The organism is Bradyrhizobium sp. 2TAF24 (assembly GCF_052115025.1).
Classification (GTDB): Bacteria; Pseudomonadota; Alphaproteobacteria; order Rhizobiales; family Xanthobacteraceae; genus Bradyrhizobium_A.
The window spans coordinates 20391-35903 of the sequence record NZ_JBFRFW010000025.1 but is presented as its reverse complement, the minus strand read 5'-3'; the positions used below and the strand labels follow the sequence as shown (position 1 = coordinate 35903).

At 66.9% G+C, this 15513-nt stretch carries 14 protein-coding genes; 6 read left to right on the top strand and 8 right to left on the bottom strand.

Annotated elements, in window-relative coordinates; all coding sequences use genetic code 11:
* Positions 1-111 precede the first annotated feature (111 nt).
* Positions 112-1047, top strand: a complete 936-nt coding sequence (gene puuE / locus AB4Z37_RS29005; RefSeq protein WP_441520182.1) for an allantoinase PuuE — start codon at positions 112-114, stop codon at positions 1045-1047.
* An 11-nt stretch (positions 1048-1058) separates the two neighbouring features.
* A complete protein-coding gene (uraD, locus tag AB4Z37_RS29000; RefSeq protein WP_441520181.1) occupies positions 1059-1946 on the top strand; it encodes a 2-oxo-4-hydroxy-4-carboxy-5-ureidoimidazoline decarboxylase in 888 nt (295 codons plus the stop codon).
* Positions 1947-2176: 230 nt separating this feature from the next.
* On the opposite strand, the gene AB4Z37_RS28995 is transcribed toward uraD, so the two are convergent.
* Positions 2177-3574: a nucleobase:cation symporter-2 family protein gene (locus AB4Z37_RS28995; RefSeq protein ID WP_441520180.1), complete on the bottom strand. Its 1398-nt coding sequence runs from the start codon at positions 3572-3574 to the stop codon at positions 2177-2179.
* 307 nt (positions 3575-3881) lie between these two features.
* On the opposite strand from AB4Z37_RS28995, the gene AB4Z37_RS28990 reads away from it, so the two are divergent.
* Complete coding sequence (locus AB4Z37_RS28990) at positions 3882-4631, top strand: SDR family oxidoreductase (RefSeq protein ID WP_441520179.1); 750 nt, start codon at positions 3882-3884, stop codon at positions 4629-4631.
* A gap of 16 nt (positions 4632-4647) precedes the next feature.
* Positions 4648-5295, top strand: coding sequence for a hypothetical protein (locus tag AB4Z37_RS28985; protein WP_441520220.1), 648 nt, complete (start codon positions 4648-4650; stop codon positions 5293-5295).
* Positions 5296-5549: 254 nt separating this feature from the next.
* Here the strand turns inward: AB4Z37_RS28985 and AB4Z37_RS28980 are convergent, their stop codons facing one another.
* Together AB4Z37_RS28980 and AB4Z37_RS28975 are read right to left on the bottom strand one after the other, a co-directional pair.
* A complete protein-coding gene (locus AB4Z37_RS28980) occupies positions 5550-6599 on the bottom strand; it encodes a YcjF family protein (protein ID WP_441520178.1) in 1050 nt (349 codons plus the stop codon).
* Positions 6596-8092, bottom strand: a complete 1497-nt coding sequence (locus AB4Z37_RS28975) for a YcjX family protein (protein ID WP_441520177.1) — start codon at positions 8090-8092, stop codon at positions 6596-6598. Before AB4Z37_RS28975 ends, AB4Z37_RS28980 begins: the two co-directional genes overlap by 4 nt.
* A gap of 179 nt (positions 8093-8271) precedes the next feature.
* On the opposite strand from AB4Z37_RS28975, the gene trhA reads away from it, so the two are divergent.
* Together trhA and AB4Z37_RS28965 are read left to right on the top strand one after the other, a co-directional pair.
* Complete coding sequence (gene trhA, locus AB4Z37_RS28970; RefSeq protein ID WP_441520176.1) at positions 8272-8967, top strand: PAQR family membrane homeostasis protein TrhA; 696 nt, start codon at positions 8272-8274, stop codon at positions 8965-8967.
* A 52-nt stretch (positions 8968-9019) separates the two neighbouring features.
* Entirely contained in the window at positions 9020-9814 is a 795-nt protein-coding gene (locus AB4Z37_RS28965) for an SDR family oxidoreductase (RefSeq protein ID WP_441520175.1), read from the top strand.
* A gap of 251 nt (positions 9815-10065) precedes the next feature.
* On the opposite strand, the gene AB4Z37_RS28960 is transcribed toward AB4Z37_RS28965, so the two are convergent.
* From AB4Z37_RS28960 to AB4Z37_RS28940, 5 genes are all read right to left on the bottom strand, one after another.
* The gene (locus AB4Z37_RS28960; protein WP_441520174.1) at positions 10066-10920 is read right to left on the bottom strand and encodes an FAS1-like dehydratase domain-containing protein; all 855 of its coding nucleotides are present in this window, start codon (positions 10918-10920) and stop codon (positions 10066-10068) included.
* A 3-nt stretch (positions 10921-10923) separates the two neighbouring features.
* Positions 10924-12051 carry a CaiB/BaiF CoA transferase family protein gene (locus AB4Z37_RS28955; protein ID WP_441520173.1) on the bottom strand — a complete coding sequence of 376 codons (1128 nt, stop codon included), beginning with the start codon at positions 12049-12051 and terminating at the stop codon, positions 10924-10926.
* Between the two features lie 210 nt (positions 12052-12261).
* Positions 12262-13425: an acyl-CoA dehydrogenase family protein gene (locus AB4Z37_RS28950; protein WP_441520172.1), complete on the bottom strand. Its 1164-nt coding sequence runs from the start codon at positions 13423-13425 to the stop codon at positions 12262-12264.
* Positions 13406-13897: a PaaI family thioesterase gene (locus tag AB4Z37_RS28945; RefSeq protein WP_441520219.1), complete on the bottom strand. Its 492-nt coding sequence runs from the start codon at positions 13895-13897 to the stop codon at positions 13406-13408. Before AB4Z37_RS28945 ends, AB4Z37_RS28950 begins: the two co-directional genes overlap by 20 nt.
* On the bottom strand, positions 13866-15134 hold the full coding sequence (locus AB4Z37_RS28940) for a cytochrome P450 (RefSeq protein ID WP_441520171.1): 1269 nt from the start codon (positions 15132-15134) through the stop codon (positions 13866-13868). The genes AB4Z37_RS28945 and AB4Z37_RS28940 overlap by 32 nt, the downstream gene beginning before the upstream one ends.
* Between the last annotated feature and the right edge of the window lie 379 nt (positions 15135-15513).

Below are 15513 nucleotides of genomic sequence, written 5' to 3'. Positions count from 1 at the left end.
ATGGGATTGCAATGACTGGACCAGCCCGGCTTGCATAAACAAAGGCTTGGCTCCAATGTGACGGACATGTCGCGACATGTGGCGCGACCGATCCACCAGCGACGAGCATTCATGTCGACACCAGCCTATCCCCGTGACCTCCGCGGCTACGGCCGCAATCCGCCCCATCCGCAATGGCCGGAGCGTGCCCGCGTCGCGGTGCAGTTCGTGCTCAATTTCGAGGAGGGCGGCGAGAACAACATCCTGCACGGCGATCCGGCATCGGAGGCGTTCCTGTCGGATGTGCTGGGCGCGCAGCCGTGGCCCGGCGAGCGTCATGCCAATATCGAATCGATGTTCGAGTACGGCTCGCGCGCCGGGTTCTGGCGGCTGTGGCGGATGCTGACCGCGCGCAACATCGGCGTGACCGTGTTCGGGGTCGCGACCGCGCTGGCGCGCAACCCGGACGTGGTCGCGGCGATGCGCGAGGCCAACTGGGACATCGCCTGCCACGGCCTGAAATGGGTCGAGCACAAGACGATGACCGAGGATGAAGAGCGCGCCGCGATCGCGGAGGCGATCCGTGTCCACACCGCAGCGACCGGTGAGCGCCCCGTCGGCTGGTACACCGGACGCTCGTCGATCAGCACGCTGCGCCTGGTCGCGGAGGCGGGCGGCATGCTCTACCTGTCGGATTCCTATGCCGACGACCTGCCGTACTGGCTGAACGGGCCGACCCAGCCGCATCTCGTCATTCCCTACACTCTCGACAACAACGACATGCGGTTCATCAACCCGCAGGGCTTTGCGACCGGCGAGGACTTCTTCACCTACCTGAAGGACGGCTTCGACCTGCTCTATGCCGAGGGCGAGACCGCGCCGAAGATGATGTCGATCGGCCTGCACTGTCGCCTCGTCGGCCGGCCCGGCCGCGCCATGGCCCTGCAACGCTTCCTCGATTATATCGCGCGCCATGACCGGGTGTGGACGCCGACCCGCCGCGCCATCGCCCAGCACTGGCACGACCATCACCGCGGGCTCGCCGCCTCCGCCGCGCCGCTGACCTGAGGAGCCTCGCCATGCAGCCCCTGACCCTCGATGCGCTCAACACCATGCCGACGGCGGAGTTCGCCGCCGCGCTCGGCAACATTTTTGAGCATTCGCCCTGGATCGCCGAACTTGCCGCGGAGCGGCGGCCGTTTGCCCGCCTCGCCGATCTGATGGCGGCGATGACGACCGCGGTGGAACAGGCGTCATCCGAGCGGCGGATGGCGCTGATCAAGGCGCACCCCGATCTCGCCGACAAGACCCAGCGCGCCGCGGGGCTGACCGCGGAATCGAATGCCGAGCAGACCAGCGTCGGGCTCGACCGGTTGTCGGACGCCGAATATGCCGCCTTCGAGCGCGTCAACAGCGCCTATCGCGGCAAGTTCGGTTTCCCCTACATCGTCTGCGTGCGGCGGCACACCAAGGACTCGATCCTCAGAGATTTCGAACGGCGGCTGCCGAACGACACCGCGACCGAGGTCGCGACCTCGATCCGCGAGATTTGCCGGATCGCGGCACTGCGGCTCGATCAGCTGGTCAGCGCCGGCGAGCGTCTCGCCGTCAACGGGCGTCTGTCGACCCATGTGCTCGACACCCATGGCGGGACCCCCGCGGCCGGCATCGCCATCGAGCTGTTCGAGCTGTGCGGGCTCGGCGACAACCGGCTGATCGCGCGGGCGGTGACCAATGCCGATGGCCGCACCGACCAGCCGCTGATCCACGGCCGGCCACTGCCGATGGGCCACTATGAGCTGGTGTTTCACACCGGCGCGTATTTCGCCGACCGCAAGGCCCAGCGGTCCGATCCGCCGTTTCTCGACATCATCCCCATCCGCTTCGCCATCGCCGAGGCGGAAGGCCACCTCCACGTGCCGCTGCTGGTGACGCCGTGGAGCTATGCGACGTATCGGGGGAGCTGAGGCGTTTCTCTCAGCCTTCTCTCTGATCGGCAAGTTTGTTGCTGAGCCGGGCCACACCCACTCTGTCATTGCCGGACTTGATCCGGCAATCCAGCTTCGTCGCTGCGTGACGGGGCCTTCAAGCGGGATCACCGGGGCACAGCGCGGAGCCTGTCATCGGTCCGCGCTTCGCGCGGACCCGTTGGCGCCGGCCCGGTGATGACGCTTGAAAGCGTGGAGACGCCGCGCCGCTACACGTGCTCCGCCGCCGTCGCCGCGCTCGCGGCGTCCGCGTGGGCCCGTTCGCCGCTGTTGATGCCGTTGAAGAAGGCGTTGAGCAGCACCGCCACCAGCGCCGCCAGCAGGATGCCGGATTCCAGCAGCGGGTGCAGGTCATGCGGCAGCTGCTTGAAGAAGTTCGGCGCCACCAGCGGGATCATGCCGAAGCCGACCGAGATCGCGACGGTGAACAGGTTGAAGCGGTTGGTACGGAAGTCGACCGCGGTCAGGATGCGCGCGCCGGTCGCCGCGACCATGCCGAACATCACGAGGCCGGCGCCGCCCAGCACCACCTGCGGCACGGCTTCCACCAGCGCCGACATCTTCGGCACGAGGCCGAGCACCAGCATGATGACGCCGCCTGCGACGGTGACCCAGCGCGACTTGACGCCGGTGACGCCGACGAGGCCGACATTCTGCGAGAACGAGGTGTAGGGGAAGGTGTTGAAGATGCCGCCGAGCAGGGTGCCGACGCCATCGGCGCGCAGGCCGCGCGCCAGCGCCTCGCGGTCGACCTTCCTGTCGGTCATGTCGCCGAGCGCCAGGAACATGCCGAGCGATTCGATCATCACCACGACCATGACGACGCACATGGTGATGCACGGCACCAGATAGAACTTCGGCATGCCGAAGTGGAAGGGAACGACGAGGTCGGCCCAGCTCGCCGCTGCGACCTTCTCGAAGTGCATCACGCCGAGCGCGCTCGACAGCACGGCGCCGGCGATGATGCCGAGCAGCACCGCGACATTGGCGATGAAGCCGGTGCCCCAGCGGATCAGGGCCAGGATCACCAGCAGCACGAACAGCGCGATGCCGAGGCCCTGCAACTGGCCGTAGGCCGGATTGGGAAATGCGCCGGGCACGCCGTCGACCACCTTGGTCAGGGTCGGCAGGCCGCCACCGGCCCAGTTGATGCCGACCCGCATCAGCGAGATGCCGATCACCATGATAATGGTGCCGGTGACCACCGGCGGAAACAGCGGCAGCAGCCGGCTGATGAAAGGTGCGGCAACGATGCTGAAAATACCGGCAACGATCACCGCGCCGTAGATGCCGAGCAGGCCGATGTCGGGACTGCCGGCCATCGCCAGCATCGGCCCGACCGCGGCGAAGGTGACGCCCATCATCACCGGCAGGCGGATGCCGACGCCGGGAAAGCCGATGCACTGCACGAGGGTGGCAAGGCCGCACGCGAACAGGTCGGCGCTGATCAGGAATGCGACATCCTCCGGCGGCAGCTTCAGGGCGCGGCCGATGATCAGCGGCACCGCCACGGCGCCGGCGTACATGACGAGAACGTGCTGCAAGCCCAGCGCGAACAGGCGCGGATAAGGAAGTACCTGGTCGACCGGATGGATATCACTGCTCATATTTGCCCCTCTTGTCCTCACTGCCCCCCGCAGTGGGCATGAATTTAATCGCAGATTCAAACCATGTGCCAGATGGATCGGATGACGATCCCCTTGAATGCATTGCAGCATTTCGGGGATTGGCGGCAGCGCTGCTCGAGCCGGCGGCTTTCGGACGGCAAATTTCAGCAGATGGAATGGGGATGACATGTTTGACCGGGCCCGCCGCAGGCCCGCAACGCAGATGTGAACAGGCCGAACTGCTTGGTTGCATTGAAACATGCGACAACGGCATGTGAAGCTTCAACCACAGGCGGGAATGGCAACGATGGCGGCACCGAACAAGATCGCATGGATCACCGGCGGCGGCAGCGGCATTGGGTTCGGCGGCGCCCAGGCGCTGGCGGCGGAGGGCTGGCGCGTGGTGATTTCCGGGCGCCGCGCCGAGGTGCTGGACGAGGCGGTGCGGACGATCCGCGCCGCGGGCGGTGATGTTTCGGCCGCGCCGATGGACGTCGGCAAGGCGGCCGATGCCGAGCGGGTGGCGCAGGCGATTCTCGCCGAGCACGGCCGCATCGATCTCCTGGTCAACAGTGCCGGTGTCAATGTGCCCAAGCGCAGCTGGGCGGAAATCTCCGTCGAGAACTGGGACCACGTGGTCGATATCAACCTCAACGGCCTGCTGTACTGCATCCGTGCGGTGCTGCCGGCGATGCGGGCGCAGCAGGACGGCTGCATCATCAACGTCGCGTCCTGGGCGGGGCGCATCGTCTCCAAGCTCACGGGCCCGGCCTACACCGCCACCAAGCATGCGGTGGTCGCGCTCACCCATTCGCTCAACATGGAGGAGTACCGCCACGGCATCCGCGCCTGTGCGCTGTCGCCGGGCGAGGTGGCGACGCCGATCATGAAGCTGCGGCCGGTGCCGCCGAGCGATGCCGACATGGCGCGGATGCTGCAGGTCGACGATCTCGGCCGCACCATCGCCTTCGTCGCGAACATGCCGCCGCATGTCTGCGTCAACGAGGTTCTCATCAGTCCCACCTGGAACCGCAGCTTCGTCGGGACGGGTCCGTGAGGCCGGCATGGTGATGATGGCTCTCAGCGGGCGCGTCGCGCGCCACGTTTTCTCCGCTTGTTTCATTGTGGCAGGTTTGCTCGCACAGCCGCTGGTGTCGCCGGCGTCCGCGATGGAGGTCAGCCGCGCGGTCAATCAGCTCTATACGGACGTGTCGGCCTATCCGCCGAAGTCCGGTGCGTTCACGCTGTGCTACGGCTTTCAGTGCCGCCGCCGCCTGGAATACGCGTTCACCGCGACCGACCGCTCCGCGCTGGCGTCGATCATGGCGGGCGGCAAGGGGTCGGCGGCGGCCGAGCGGGCCGCGGCCCAGCGCGCGGTGGTGTGGTTCGACAAGCATGTCGGGCCGATGATCGGCACCAACAAGCGCGTTGCGCGTGCCGACTTCCGTGCCGGTTCCGACGCCACCAACTATGACTGCTGGGACACGACGCGCAACACCACGGCGCTGCTGCTGGTCCTGCAGGACTGGGGCCTGTTCAGGTATCACACCGTCGGCGATCCGCGGTACCGCGGCAATGCGCTGGTCGGCCAGACGCCGCACAACACCGCGATCCTGATCGACAAGGCGACGCGGGTGGAGTGGGTTGTCGACCTGTGGACGCGCGGCTATGGCCAGACGCCGGAAGTGATGCCGGCGGATGAGTGGGTAAAGCTCGACTGACGCGATACGAGCTCGGTGGCGTCCCCCGGATGAGCGCAGCGATATCTGGGGCCGGCGCGTGGTGACATCCCGAGTGTCGCTGCGCTCACCCCATCCATGCGCTGAGAGCCTGACTGGAAAGTGTACGCGTTACGTTGGGCCATCGTAACAAGACTGCGCTGCCCGGCGACGACAAACACGAAGGTCGGTGGTTGCTTTTCTGGCCAGACGCTCAGGATGACGGATAATCCAGCGCGCTTTGGCGGCACGTCGGCTCACCCTTTGACGTCCGGCGCCTCCGCCTCCTCGCGCTTGCGCAAGAGGTCGGTGGCGAGATCGGACAGCGCCGGCCGCGGCAGCGCCGTGAACGGCAGCGGCCGCGTCACGTCGATGGCCGCGAGGCCGAGGCGGGCGGTGAGCAGGCCATTGAGCAGGCCTTCCCCGAGGCGCGACGACAGCTTGGCGGCGAGGCCATGGCCCAGGACCTGCTGGATCAGGCTGTCGCTGGCGGCAAGGCCGCCGGTGATGGCGAGGTGGGCGATCACCTGGCGCGTCAGCTTGATCATGCCGAGCGCGCCCGGGCGGCCGCCATAGAGGCGGGCGAGCTGGCGGATCAGGCGCACCGCGGCGGCGAACACGAACAGCACGTCGACCACGGCGCGCGGGCTCACGGCGGTGACGATCGACACCCGCTGCGCGGCGAGCGAGATCAGCCGGCGAGCCTCCTGGTCGAGCGGGTTCATCAATTCGCGCTCGGCGAGCCGCAGCATGTCGGCGCCGTCGATGATGTCGCCGGCATGGCTTTGCAGCATGCCGCGGGCATGGGCGAGGCGGGGATTGCCATGGGCGATCTTGAGGAGGTCGCGAACGATCGCCTGCGCCTCGGCGCGGTCGTCGCTTGCCAGCGTCGCCTCGGCACGGGCATGCAGCTTCTCGATGGTGGCGAGGCGCGCAAGACCAATCAGTTCGCGGCCGACGATGGCGATCAGCGCCACCACGAACACCAGCGTCACCGCAAGGCCGAGGAAGCCGAGGCCCTGGCTGCGGTTGAACAGGTCCTCGACGAGGTTGGTGAGGCCAAGGCCCGCGCCGAGCAGCACGAGGCCACCGAGCGAGCTCCAGAACAGCGTGCCCCAGCGAAAGCCGCGTGGCGGCGCCAAGAGGCCGTCGTCACGCGGCACCGGCAGCGCGGCGGGCTCCGGCTCGGGTACCACCTGCACCGTGCCGCGCACAGCGCGGCTGTCGTCGTCCGGCGACATCACCACCACATGCGGATCGTCCAGCTTGAACGTCGCCGGCCGGCGGTGGGTGGGGCGGTCGTTCATGTCAGTCGGTCTCCGATCAGGAACTGGAGCGCGCGGTCGAGCCGGATATGGGGCAGATATGGGGTGTCGCCCCCGTCGTTGTCGAGCTGCGGCGGCCGGAAACGCAGGAAGCGGTAGTCGGCCTGGTCCGCGCTGCCATGACTCAGTCCCTTGAAATGGCTCAGTCCCTTGAACGAGCCGCTGTCTGCCGGCACGCTGAACAGGCCGTCGGGCTGTGTCGGCAGGTCGCCGGGAAAGGTCGCGACCTCGGTCGAGCCGTCGAAGGCCTCGCCATTGGCGACCTCGCCGGCGAGCGGCGTGCCGACAATGGAGGGCAGCTGCTCGTGGCCGCGCCGCATCCGCACCTCGCGGGTGGCGCGCACGGCGGCGAGCGCCACCACGTCGACCTCGGCGCCGGCGAACGCGGCCTGCGTCACCGCACGATCGACCATGCGCTTGAGGATCGCCTCGAGGCGGTCGTGGCTCGCATGGTGCAGGTGATCGGCTTTGGTCGCGGCGAACAGGATGCGATCGATGCGTGGCCGCAGCAGCGAGGCGAAGAAGGTACGGCGGCCGACGCGAAAGCAGTCGAGGATGCCGGCGAGCGCGGCCTGCAGGTCGTGCAGCGCCTCGGGGCCGGCATTGAACGCGGCAAGCGCGTCCACCAGCACGATCTGGCGATCGAGCCGGGCGAAGTGATCGCGAAAGAACGGCCGCACCACCACGTCCTTGTAGGCCTCATAGCGCCGCGCCATCATCGCCCACAGCGAGCCGTCCGGCGCGCTGCCGTCGGCCGGTACATCGAGTGGCGCGAAGGTCAGCGCCGGCGAGCCGGCGAGGCCGCCCGGCATCAGGAAACGGCCCGGCGGCAGCAGGCTCATGGCGAAGCGTTCGTCACGGCAGGCGCGCAGATAGTCGGTGAACAGCCCTGCCGCGGTCAGCGTCTCCTGCTCGTCGGCGCGGCCGCGCGGATCGAGGGTGGCGAGATGGGCGTGCCAGGCGGCCGCGAGCGGCAGCCTTGGTCCCTGGCGCGACAGCTTGAGGCTTTCCGCCGACCATTCCTGATAGCTCTTCGCCAGCAGCGGCAGGTCGAGCAGCCATTCGCCGGGATAATCGACGATATCGAGGGTCAGCGTGCGATCGGCGCCGTTCGGCCGCTGGTAATCGATGACGAGGCGCAGCTCGCTGATATCCACCGTGGAGTGCGGCCACTGCCGCTCCTCGACCAGCGTGCGCACATGGCTCTCGTAGGCGAAGCGCGGCACCGCATCGTCCGGCTGCGGCGCGAGCCGGGCGCGGGCGATCCGCCCTGTCGCAAAAGCTTCAAACACCGGAAAGCGGCCACCGCGCAGCAGCCCATGGATCAGCGCGGTGATGAACACCGTCTTGCCGGCGCGTGACAGGCCGGTGACGCCGAGGCGGACGGTGGGGTTGAACAGCTGGTCGCCATAGTCGACGAGGGCCTGCAGCGACAGGCGGGCCTCCTCGACGAGATCTGAGAAATTCGGAGCCATCGAACCGATCAAACGTGGATATTGGAAGAAAATCAACACATCGGCGTCAACATGGTGACGAGGGGCGCGGTGTGCGATGTCTTCGCCGGCTGCGCTTGAATGACGCACCATGCCACCCGATCTCTGGGGGCGAGGGGGACATACTTTCGCCGCCTCACCGATGGATGTGACGTGGCGACATGACGATTTTTCGATTGAAGCAGCTGGCCTCGACGGCGCTGATCGGCGCCCCCAAGGGGGTGCGGTGGAATTACGACCGCGCCGAGCTGTGGGCCGACGGCATCGTGCACGTCGTCGGGGTGTGCTGCGGCATGGTCGCCGCCGTCGTGCTGATCGTGCTCGCCAGCCATTATCTCACCGGCTCCCAGGTCGCCGCGGTGGCGATCTATGCCACGGGACTCCTGGCGATGCTCGGCATCTCGGCCACCTACAACATGCTGCCGGTGTCGCGCTGGAAATGGTGGTTGCGCCGGTTCGACCACTCGGCGATCTATCTGCTGATCGCCGCGACCTATACGCCGTTCATCATGCAGATGAAGGACAGCCCGTTCGCGCTTGGATTGCTTGGCGCTGTGTGGGCAGTCGCCGTGATCGGCATGGTGCTCAAGATCGCGCTGCCGGGCCGCTTCGACCGGCTGTCGATCGCGCTCTACCTCGCCATGGGCTGGAGCGGCGTGATGGTCTACGACACCGTGGTGTCGTCGCTCTCAGCGCTCACCCTCGGCCTGATCGCGGCCGGCGGCCTGCTGTATTCGGCCGGCGTGATTTTCCATGTCTGGGAACGGCTGCGGTTTCAGAACGCGATCTGGCACGCTTTCGTTTTACTCGGTGCGGCCTGCCACTATACTGCGGTGCTCGATCTGGTCCTCGCCTGAGGGCTCAAGGGCTCGAAGCGGCCGCCAAGGCCGGAAACCGCAGGGTTGAAACATGCAGGTGCAGGGCAAGGTCGTCGTCGTCACCGGCGGCGGCAACGGAATCGGCAAGGCACTGGCCGAAGTCTTTCATCGCGAAGGTGCCGCCAAGGTTGTGGTCGCCGATCTCGACATGCCCGCCGCGGAGGCGGTCGCCGCATCGCTCGGCGGAGCCGCGTTCCGCACCGATGTCGGCAAGGAGAGCGAGGTCGTTCATCTCATCGCCGAGACCGAGCGCCGTTTCGGTCCGATCGCGCTGTTCTGCGGTAACGCCGGCATCGGCGGCGGCTTCGACCCGCTGTCGGTCAACGCCGGCGGCACCAGCGACGATCCCTGGATGAAGAGCTGGGCTGTCAACGTCATGGCCCATGTCTACGCCGCGCGGCATCTCGTGCCGCTGATGAAGGAACGCGGCGGCGGCTACTTCCTCAACACCGTGTCGGCGGCGGGCCTGCTGTCGCAGGTCGGCAGCGCGGCCTATTCCACCACCAAGCATGCCGCTGTGGGTTTTGCCGAAAACCTCGCCATCTCCCACAGGGCGCACGGCATCCGCGTCTCCATCCTCTGCCCGCAGGGCGTCGACACCAACATGCTGCGCGGCCTGCCCAAGGGGCCGCAGTCGGCCGACGGCAACCTGTCGCCGGAAGCGGTCGCGGAGGCGGCGCTGCAGGGCATCGCGCGCGACCAGTTCCTGATCCTGCCGCACCCCCAGGTCGCGACCTACATGCGCGCCAAGCTCGACAACTACGACCGCTGGATCGGCGGCATGGCCAAGATCCAGGCCAAGCTGCGCGAGGGGCAGGAAGGCTGAGGCATCTGTGATTGTTCTTCCTCATGGTGAGGAGGCGCGAAGCGCCGTCTCGAACCATGAGGCCGAGGCGCTTCCGTTGCGGGGCTCATCCTTCGAGACGCGGCCAAGAGGCCGCTCCTCAGGATGAGGAGCTTGGCAGCAAGCACCTTAACGCTGCTGCGCATACAGAAACGGCGCCGCGCCGTCGACCATCACCTCGACGAAACTGACGCCGTCATGCGTCAGGCCCTGCGCCGTGGCGCCGGCGGACATCACCAGGCGGCCGTCGCCTTCATGGTCGGCACGCCGGCGGCGTTGGCGGTCCACACCGCGAGCCCGGCCGGCGTCTCGTTGGCATTGAGGCTGAACTCGGCGCCGTCGAACAGCGGGCTGACGCCGCGATAGTCGAACGTCTTCGGCCCGGTGTCGCGGTGGAGCGTCGCCGCGAATTCGATGAGCAGCGCTGCCTGCAGCGGCCCGTGGAACACGAGGCCGGGATAGCCTTCGACCTCCGTGACATAGTCACGGTCATAGTGGATGCGATGGCCGTTGAAGGTCAGCGCCGAATAGCGGAACAGCAGTACCGGATCGGCGAAGTGCGTGCGGCGATGCTGCCCCGGCGCCGCGCTGGCTGGGGGCGCGGGCGGTGCCGCGGACGAGGGCGTTGCCGCTTCGCGATAGACGATGTCCTGGCGTTCGCGGATGGCGACGCCGCGCGCGGTCGCGGTGACATGCTCGACGGTGACGAAGCACAGCGGCCCGGTGCTGCCGCTCTTGAGCGTGACGTCGGTGATTGTCGAGGTGCGCGTGACCTCGTCGCCGACCCGCAGGCGATCGTGGAACTGGAGCTGGCCGCCGGCCCACATCCGCCGCGGCAGCGGCACTGGCGGCAGGAAGCCGCCGCGCGCCGGATGGCCGTCGGGACCGAGCGCAGCCATCGGCGCGACCGGTTGGGCGAGGCACCAGTGCACGGTCAGCGGCGCGAGGTCGCCGCGCTGCGGCGTGCCCGGATCCATGAACAGCGTTGCGCGCAGGCCGCGCACGAGCTGCGCGGTGACGACGTCGGATGCGGCTTCGCTGCGGCCGATCCAGCCGCGCAGATGATCGAGATCGAGCGCCGCGGTCATGGCTCAGGCTCCCTTGTTGGGCAGGCTATGCTGGATGGCATCCGTGTCGGCGCCCACTGCCGGGACCGCCGTATAGCGCCGTTCCGCGTCGACAAAGATCGGTGCCGGCGCCGGATAGGCCACCGGGCCGGCCGGCGTGTCCACGGTGATGCGGCGCAGGTGGGGGTGGGTGGTGAGATCCGCCATGGTGTTGACCTCGGCGAAGGCGATGTCGGCGTCGGCGAGCCGCTGCAGCAGCGCGTCACGCGCCAGCGTGCCGAACACCTCGCCCACCACCTGGTCGGTGAGCGCGCGGTTGCGCACCCGCTCCACCATGTTGGCGAAGCGCGGATCGTTCGGCAGGTCCGGGCGCCCAAGCACGTCGGCGCACAGCTTCTTCCACTCGCGCTCGCTCTGGATCGAGATCAGGATGTCCTTGCCGTCGCTGGAGCGGAACACGCCATAGGGCGCGATCGAAGGATGTGCGAGGCCCATGCGCTGCGGCGGGTTGCCGGCTTCGGCATTGAGCAGCGGCACGGTCAGCCAGTCGGCCATGACATCGAACATCGAGATGCGGATGTCGGCGCCCTGGCCGGTGCGCGCGCGGGCGATCAGCGCCTCGAGCACCGCCGCATGGGCGGTCGCGCCGGTGGCGACGTCGACGATGGAGACGCCGACACGCGAGGGGCCGTCGGGACCGCCGGTGATCGAGGCGAGGCCGCTTTCGGCCTGGATCAGGAGGTCATAGGCCTTGCGGTGGGCATAGGGGCCGTCGTCGCCGTAGCCGGAGATGGTGCAGCACACCAGCGACGGATAATCCGTGCGCAGCCGCGCGAGGGAAAAGCCGAGCTTGTCCATGGCGCCGGGCTTGAGGTTCTGCACCAGAACGTCGGCGCGGGCGATCAGGCCTTCCAGCGTGCGCCGGCCCTCGGGCGTGGCGAGATCGATCACCACCGACTTCTTGCCGCGGTTGAGCCAGACGAAGTAGCTGCTCTGCCCCTTCGCCGCGGCGTCGTAGCCGCGGGCGAAATCGCCCTCGGGGCGCTCGACCTTGATCACGGTGGCCCCGGCGTCGGCGAGCCGCGAGGTGCAGAACGGAGCAGCGACGGCCTGCTCGACAGCGATGACGGTGAGACCTTCGAGCGGCAACATTCTAGAACAGTGTCCCTTGTGGTGCAGGCATGATCGCACGCTTCATCGTTGTCGCCCTATTCGACTATGCCAGGGCCTCATGGTTCGAGACGCGCGGCGAAGCCGCGCTCCTCACCATGAGGAGTAATTCTCGTCCGAGGGACAATCCTCATCCTGAGGAGGCGCGCAGCGCCGTCTCGAAGGATGAGGCCCCCAGCGCCGTTCCTTAAGTCAATACGACCGCGGCATGCCCAGCACATGCTCGGCGAGATACGACAGGATCAGGTTGGTCGAGATCGGCGCCACCTGATAGAGCCGCGTCTCGCGGAACTTGCGCTCGACATCGTACTCTTCGGCGAAGCCGAAGCCGCCATGGGTCTGGATGCAGGCGTTGGCCGTTTCCCACGACGCATCGGCCGCGAGCATCTTCGCCATGTTGGCCTCGGCGCCGCAGTCGAGGCCAGCCTCGTACTTGCGCGCCGCCTCGCGCACCATCAGTTCGGCGGCACGCATCGAGGCATAGGCCTTGGCGATCGGGAACTGGATGCCTTGGTTCTGGCCGATCGGGCGGCCGAACACCACGCGCTCGCGGGCATAGTTGGTCGTCTTGGCGATGAACCACTTGGCGTCGCCGACGCACTCGGCAGCGATCAGGATGCGCTCGGCGTTCATGCCCGAGAGAATATAGCGGAAGCCCTTGCCTTCCTCGCCGATGAGGTTCTCCGCCGGCACCTTCATGTTGTCGAAGAACACTTCGGTGGTGGCGTGGTTCATCATGGTGCGGATGGGGCGGATGGTCAGGCCGTTGTCCTTCGCCGCCTTCATGTCGACAATGAACACCGACAGGCCGTCGGTGCGTTTCGTCACCTGGTCCTTGGGCGTGGTGCGCGCCAAAAGGATCATGAGATCGGAGTGCTCGGCGCGGCTGGTCCAGATCTTCTGACCGTTGACCACGTAATGGTCGCCGTCGCGCCGCGCGAAGGTCTTCAGCGATGAGGTGTCGGTGCCGCTGGTCGGCTCGGTGACGCCGAACGCCTGCAGGCGCAATTCGCCGCTGGCGATGCGCGGCAGCCACTGCTGCTTCTGCGCCGTGTTGCCATGCCGCAGCAGCGTACCCATGGTGTACATCTGCGCGTGGGTGGCGCCGCCATTGCAACCGGAGCGCTGGATCTCTTCCAGGATCGCTGCCGCCGCGGAAATCTTCAGCCCGGCGCCGCCATATTCCTCGGGGATCAGGACCGACAGGTAGCCCGATTGGGTCAGCGCGTCGACGAAGGCGGAGGGGTAGGCCATCTCGCGGTCGAGCTTGCGCCAGTACTCGCCGGGAAACTGCTCGCACAGCTTGGCGACGGCGTCGCGGATGTCACGATAATCGTCAATCTCGGTCTGGGTCATTGATCTTCGCTGGGAGGTCGACCGCACGCATGGTGGCGATGCCGAACGCGCACATGCGCTCGACCCCTTTGTTCTGGGAGATCACCTCGATCTTTGCAACGCCAATCGTATTCCCGGCCTGCATAGCTTCCGCGCGGGCTATGATCTCCTCGCCGTCGGCCGGCGTCAGGTAATTCACCTTGAGCTCCACGGTCACCGCAATGCGGCCCTTCGGCAGCATGCTGGACACGGCGGCGCCGGCCGCCTGGTCGGCGAGGCCGGTGATCACGCCGCCATGAAAATGGCCCGCAAACTGCAGCAACTCCGGCCGTTTCGAGAGTGCCAGCGTCACGCGGCCAGGTTCGGCCAAGACGACGCGCATGCCGGAGGCGCGTGGATATCCCGGCATAGCCATGATGGTGTCGATCAGCGACAGAGGATTGGTCGTCACAGCAAATTCCTCAAGACGAAATACGTACCGGCAGTTCCTCATAGCCACGCACGAAGCTCGAGTAGACGCGCTTCGGCTCTCCCACCACCTCGATATGGCGGAAGCGCTTGAGAATCTCTTCCCAGATGATCTTGAGCTGCAGCTCGGCGAGCCGCATGCCGACGCAGCGGTGGATGCCGAAACCGAACGACATGTGCTGGCGCGGCCGGGCGCGGTCGATGATGAAGCTGTCGGGATTCTCGATGGCGCGCTCGTCGCGATTGCCGGAGACGTACCACATCACCACGCGGTCGCCCTTGCGGATCAGCTTGCCGCCGAGCTCGGTGTCGACGAGTGCGGTGCGGCGCATGTGGGCGAGCGGGGTCTGCCAGCGGATCACCTCCGGCACGAAGCTGTCGATCAGCGCCGGGTTGTCGCGCAGCTTGTCGTACTCATCGGGATTCTCGTTCAGCGCCAGCACCGATCCGCTCATGGTGTTGCGCGTGGTGTCGTTGCCGCCGACGATCAGCAGGATGAGGTTGCCGAGCAGCGTGTTCTTGTCCATGTAGCGCGTGGCGTCGCTGTGCGCCATCATCGAGATCAGGTCGCTGCGCGGCTCGACATTGACGCGCTCGTTCCACAGCCGCGTGAAGTAATCGGCGCATTCGCCGAGCTCGGCGAGGCGCTGTTCCTCGCTGTCGTAGATCATGCTCTTGGGGAGAGCGGTGGCGAGATCCGACCAGCGCGTCAGCTTGCGGCGGTCCTCCCAGGGGAAGTCGAACAGCGTCGCCAGCATCTGGGTGGTGAGCTCGACCGAGACCCGGTCGACCCAGTTGAAGGTCTCGTTGCGCGGCAGGTTGTCGAGGATGAGGCTCGCGCGCTCACGGATCAGGATGGCGAGCTTGTCGAGATGCACCGGGGTGAACAGCGGCTGCACCGTCTTGCGCTGCGGTGCATGCTGCGGCTCGTCCATCGCGATGAAGCTCGGCCAGGCATAGTCCGGCTCGACGTCGCGCAGCATGATGCCGCCGAGCCTGACGTCGGACGAGAAGATCGCCGCATTGGTGTCGACATGCATGATGTCGTGGTAGCGCGTCACCGACCAGTAGTTGCCGACCGGGCTTGTACTGCAGAAGTGTACCGGCTCCTCGTTGCGCAGCCGCTCGAAATACGGCCACAGCGTATCGGAGCGGAAAAGCTCCGGGGCACCGGGATGAAACTCGGCGAGCGGCGTCGCATAGGCCTTGTCGCGGGCCTCCTCGCGGGCGCGGTGGCGGGCGTCGTCGATCGTTCCGTGCATGGGGGTCCCTCACTGTCGTCCGGCCGGGCATCTGCTCCGGCCGCTGTTGTGTCAGAAGTCGTGCGCCGCTGGCATCTGTGGCCCGGACATCCCGCTGGCAGCGTCAGGTGGCGCCCATGGGATGGTCCGAAGCGCTGGCTTCATGGCGTTCTGTCTCCCGGCGCATGTGTTCGTGACGCGCGCTTGCGCGTGATTACAGCCGTTCGCTCGCACGAGGGCAAGCCGCCGAACGACGCATCGATGGCATGGGCGCGCGAGGCCAAAACAGCCGCCAATACCACCGATGTCGTTGTTTGTACGTAATAAAAATTCGCGATATGGGTAATAACTTTAATAAAATTTCTCAAAAAATTAAGCCCTGGCTGGCAGAAATGGGACA

Coding starts and splice junctions, on each gene's coding strand:
- puuE (WP_441520182.1), top strand. CDS start 112: ATGTCGACACCAGCCTATCCCCGTGACCTCCGCGGCTACGGCCGCAAT.
- trhA (WP_441520176.1), top strand. CDS start 8,272: ATGACGATTTTTCGATTGAAGCAGCTGGCCTCGACGGCGCTGATCGGC.
- AB4Z37_RS28975 (WP_441520177.1), bottom strand. CDS start 8,092: ATGGCTCCGAATTTCTCAGATCTCGTCGAGGAGGCCCGCCTGTCGCTG.
- AB4Z37_RS28995 (WP_441520180.1), bottom strand. CDS start 3,574: ATGAGCAGTGATATCCATCCGGTCGACCAGGTACTTCCTTATCCGCGC.
- AB4Z37_RS28985 (WP_441520220.1), top strand. CDS start 4,648: ATGGCTCTCAGCGGGCGCGTCGCGCGCCACGTTTTCTCCGCTTGTTTC.
- uraD (WP_441520181.1), top strand. CDS start 1,059: ATGCAGCCCCTGACCCTCGATGCGCTCAACACCATGCCGACGGCGGAG.
- AB4Z37_RS28960 (WP_441520174.1), bottom strand. CDS start 10,920: ATGACCGCGGCGCTCGATCTCGATCATCTGCGCGGCTGGATCGGCCGC.
- AB4Z37_RS28945 (WP_441520219.1), bottom strand. CDS start 13,897: ATGAGGAACTGCCGGTACGTATTTCGTCTTGAGGAATTTGCTGTGACG.
- AB4Z37_RS28980 (WP_441520178.1), bottom strand. CDS start 6,599: ATGAACGACCGCCCCACCCACCGCCGGCCGGCGACGTTCAAGCTGGAC.
- AB4Z37_RS28940 (WP_441520171.1), bottom strand. CDS start 15,134: ATGCACGGAACGATCGACGACGCCCGCCACCGCGCCCGCGAGGAGGCC.
- AB4Z37_RS28965 (WP_441520175.1), top strand. CDS start 9,020: ATGCAGGTGCAGGGCAAGGTCGTCGTCGTCACCGGCGGCGGCAACGGA.
- AB4Z37_RS28955 (WP_441520173.1), bottom strand. CDS start 12,051: ATGTTGCCGCTCGAAGGTCTCACCGTCATCGCTGTCGAGCAGGCCGTC.
- AB4Z37_RS28990 (WP_441520179.1), top strand. CDS start 3,882: ATGGCGGCACCGAACAAGATCGCATGGATCACCGGCGGCGGCAGCGGC.
- AB4Z37_RS28950 (WP_441520172.1), bottom strand. CDS start 13,425: ATGACCCAGACCGAGATTGACGATTATCGTGACATCCGCGACGCCGTC.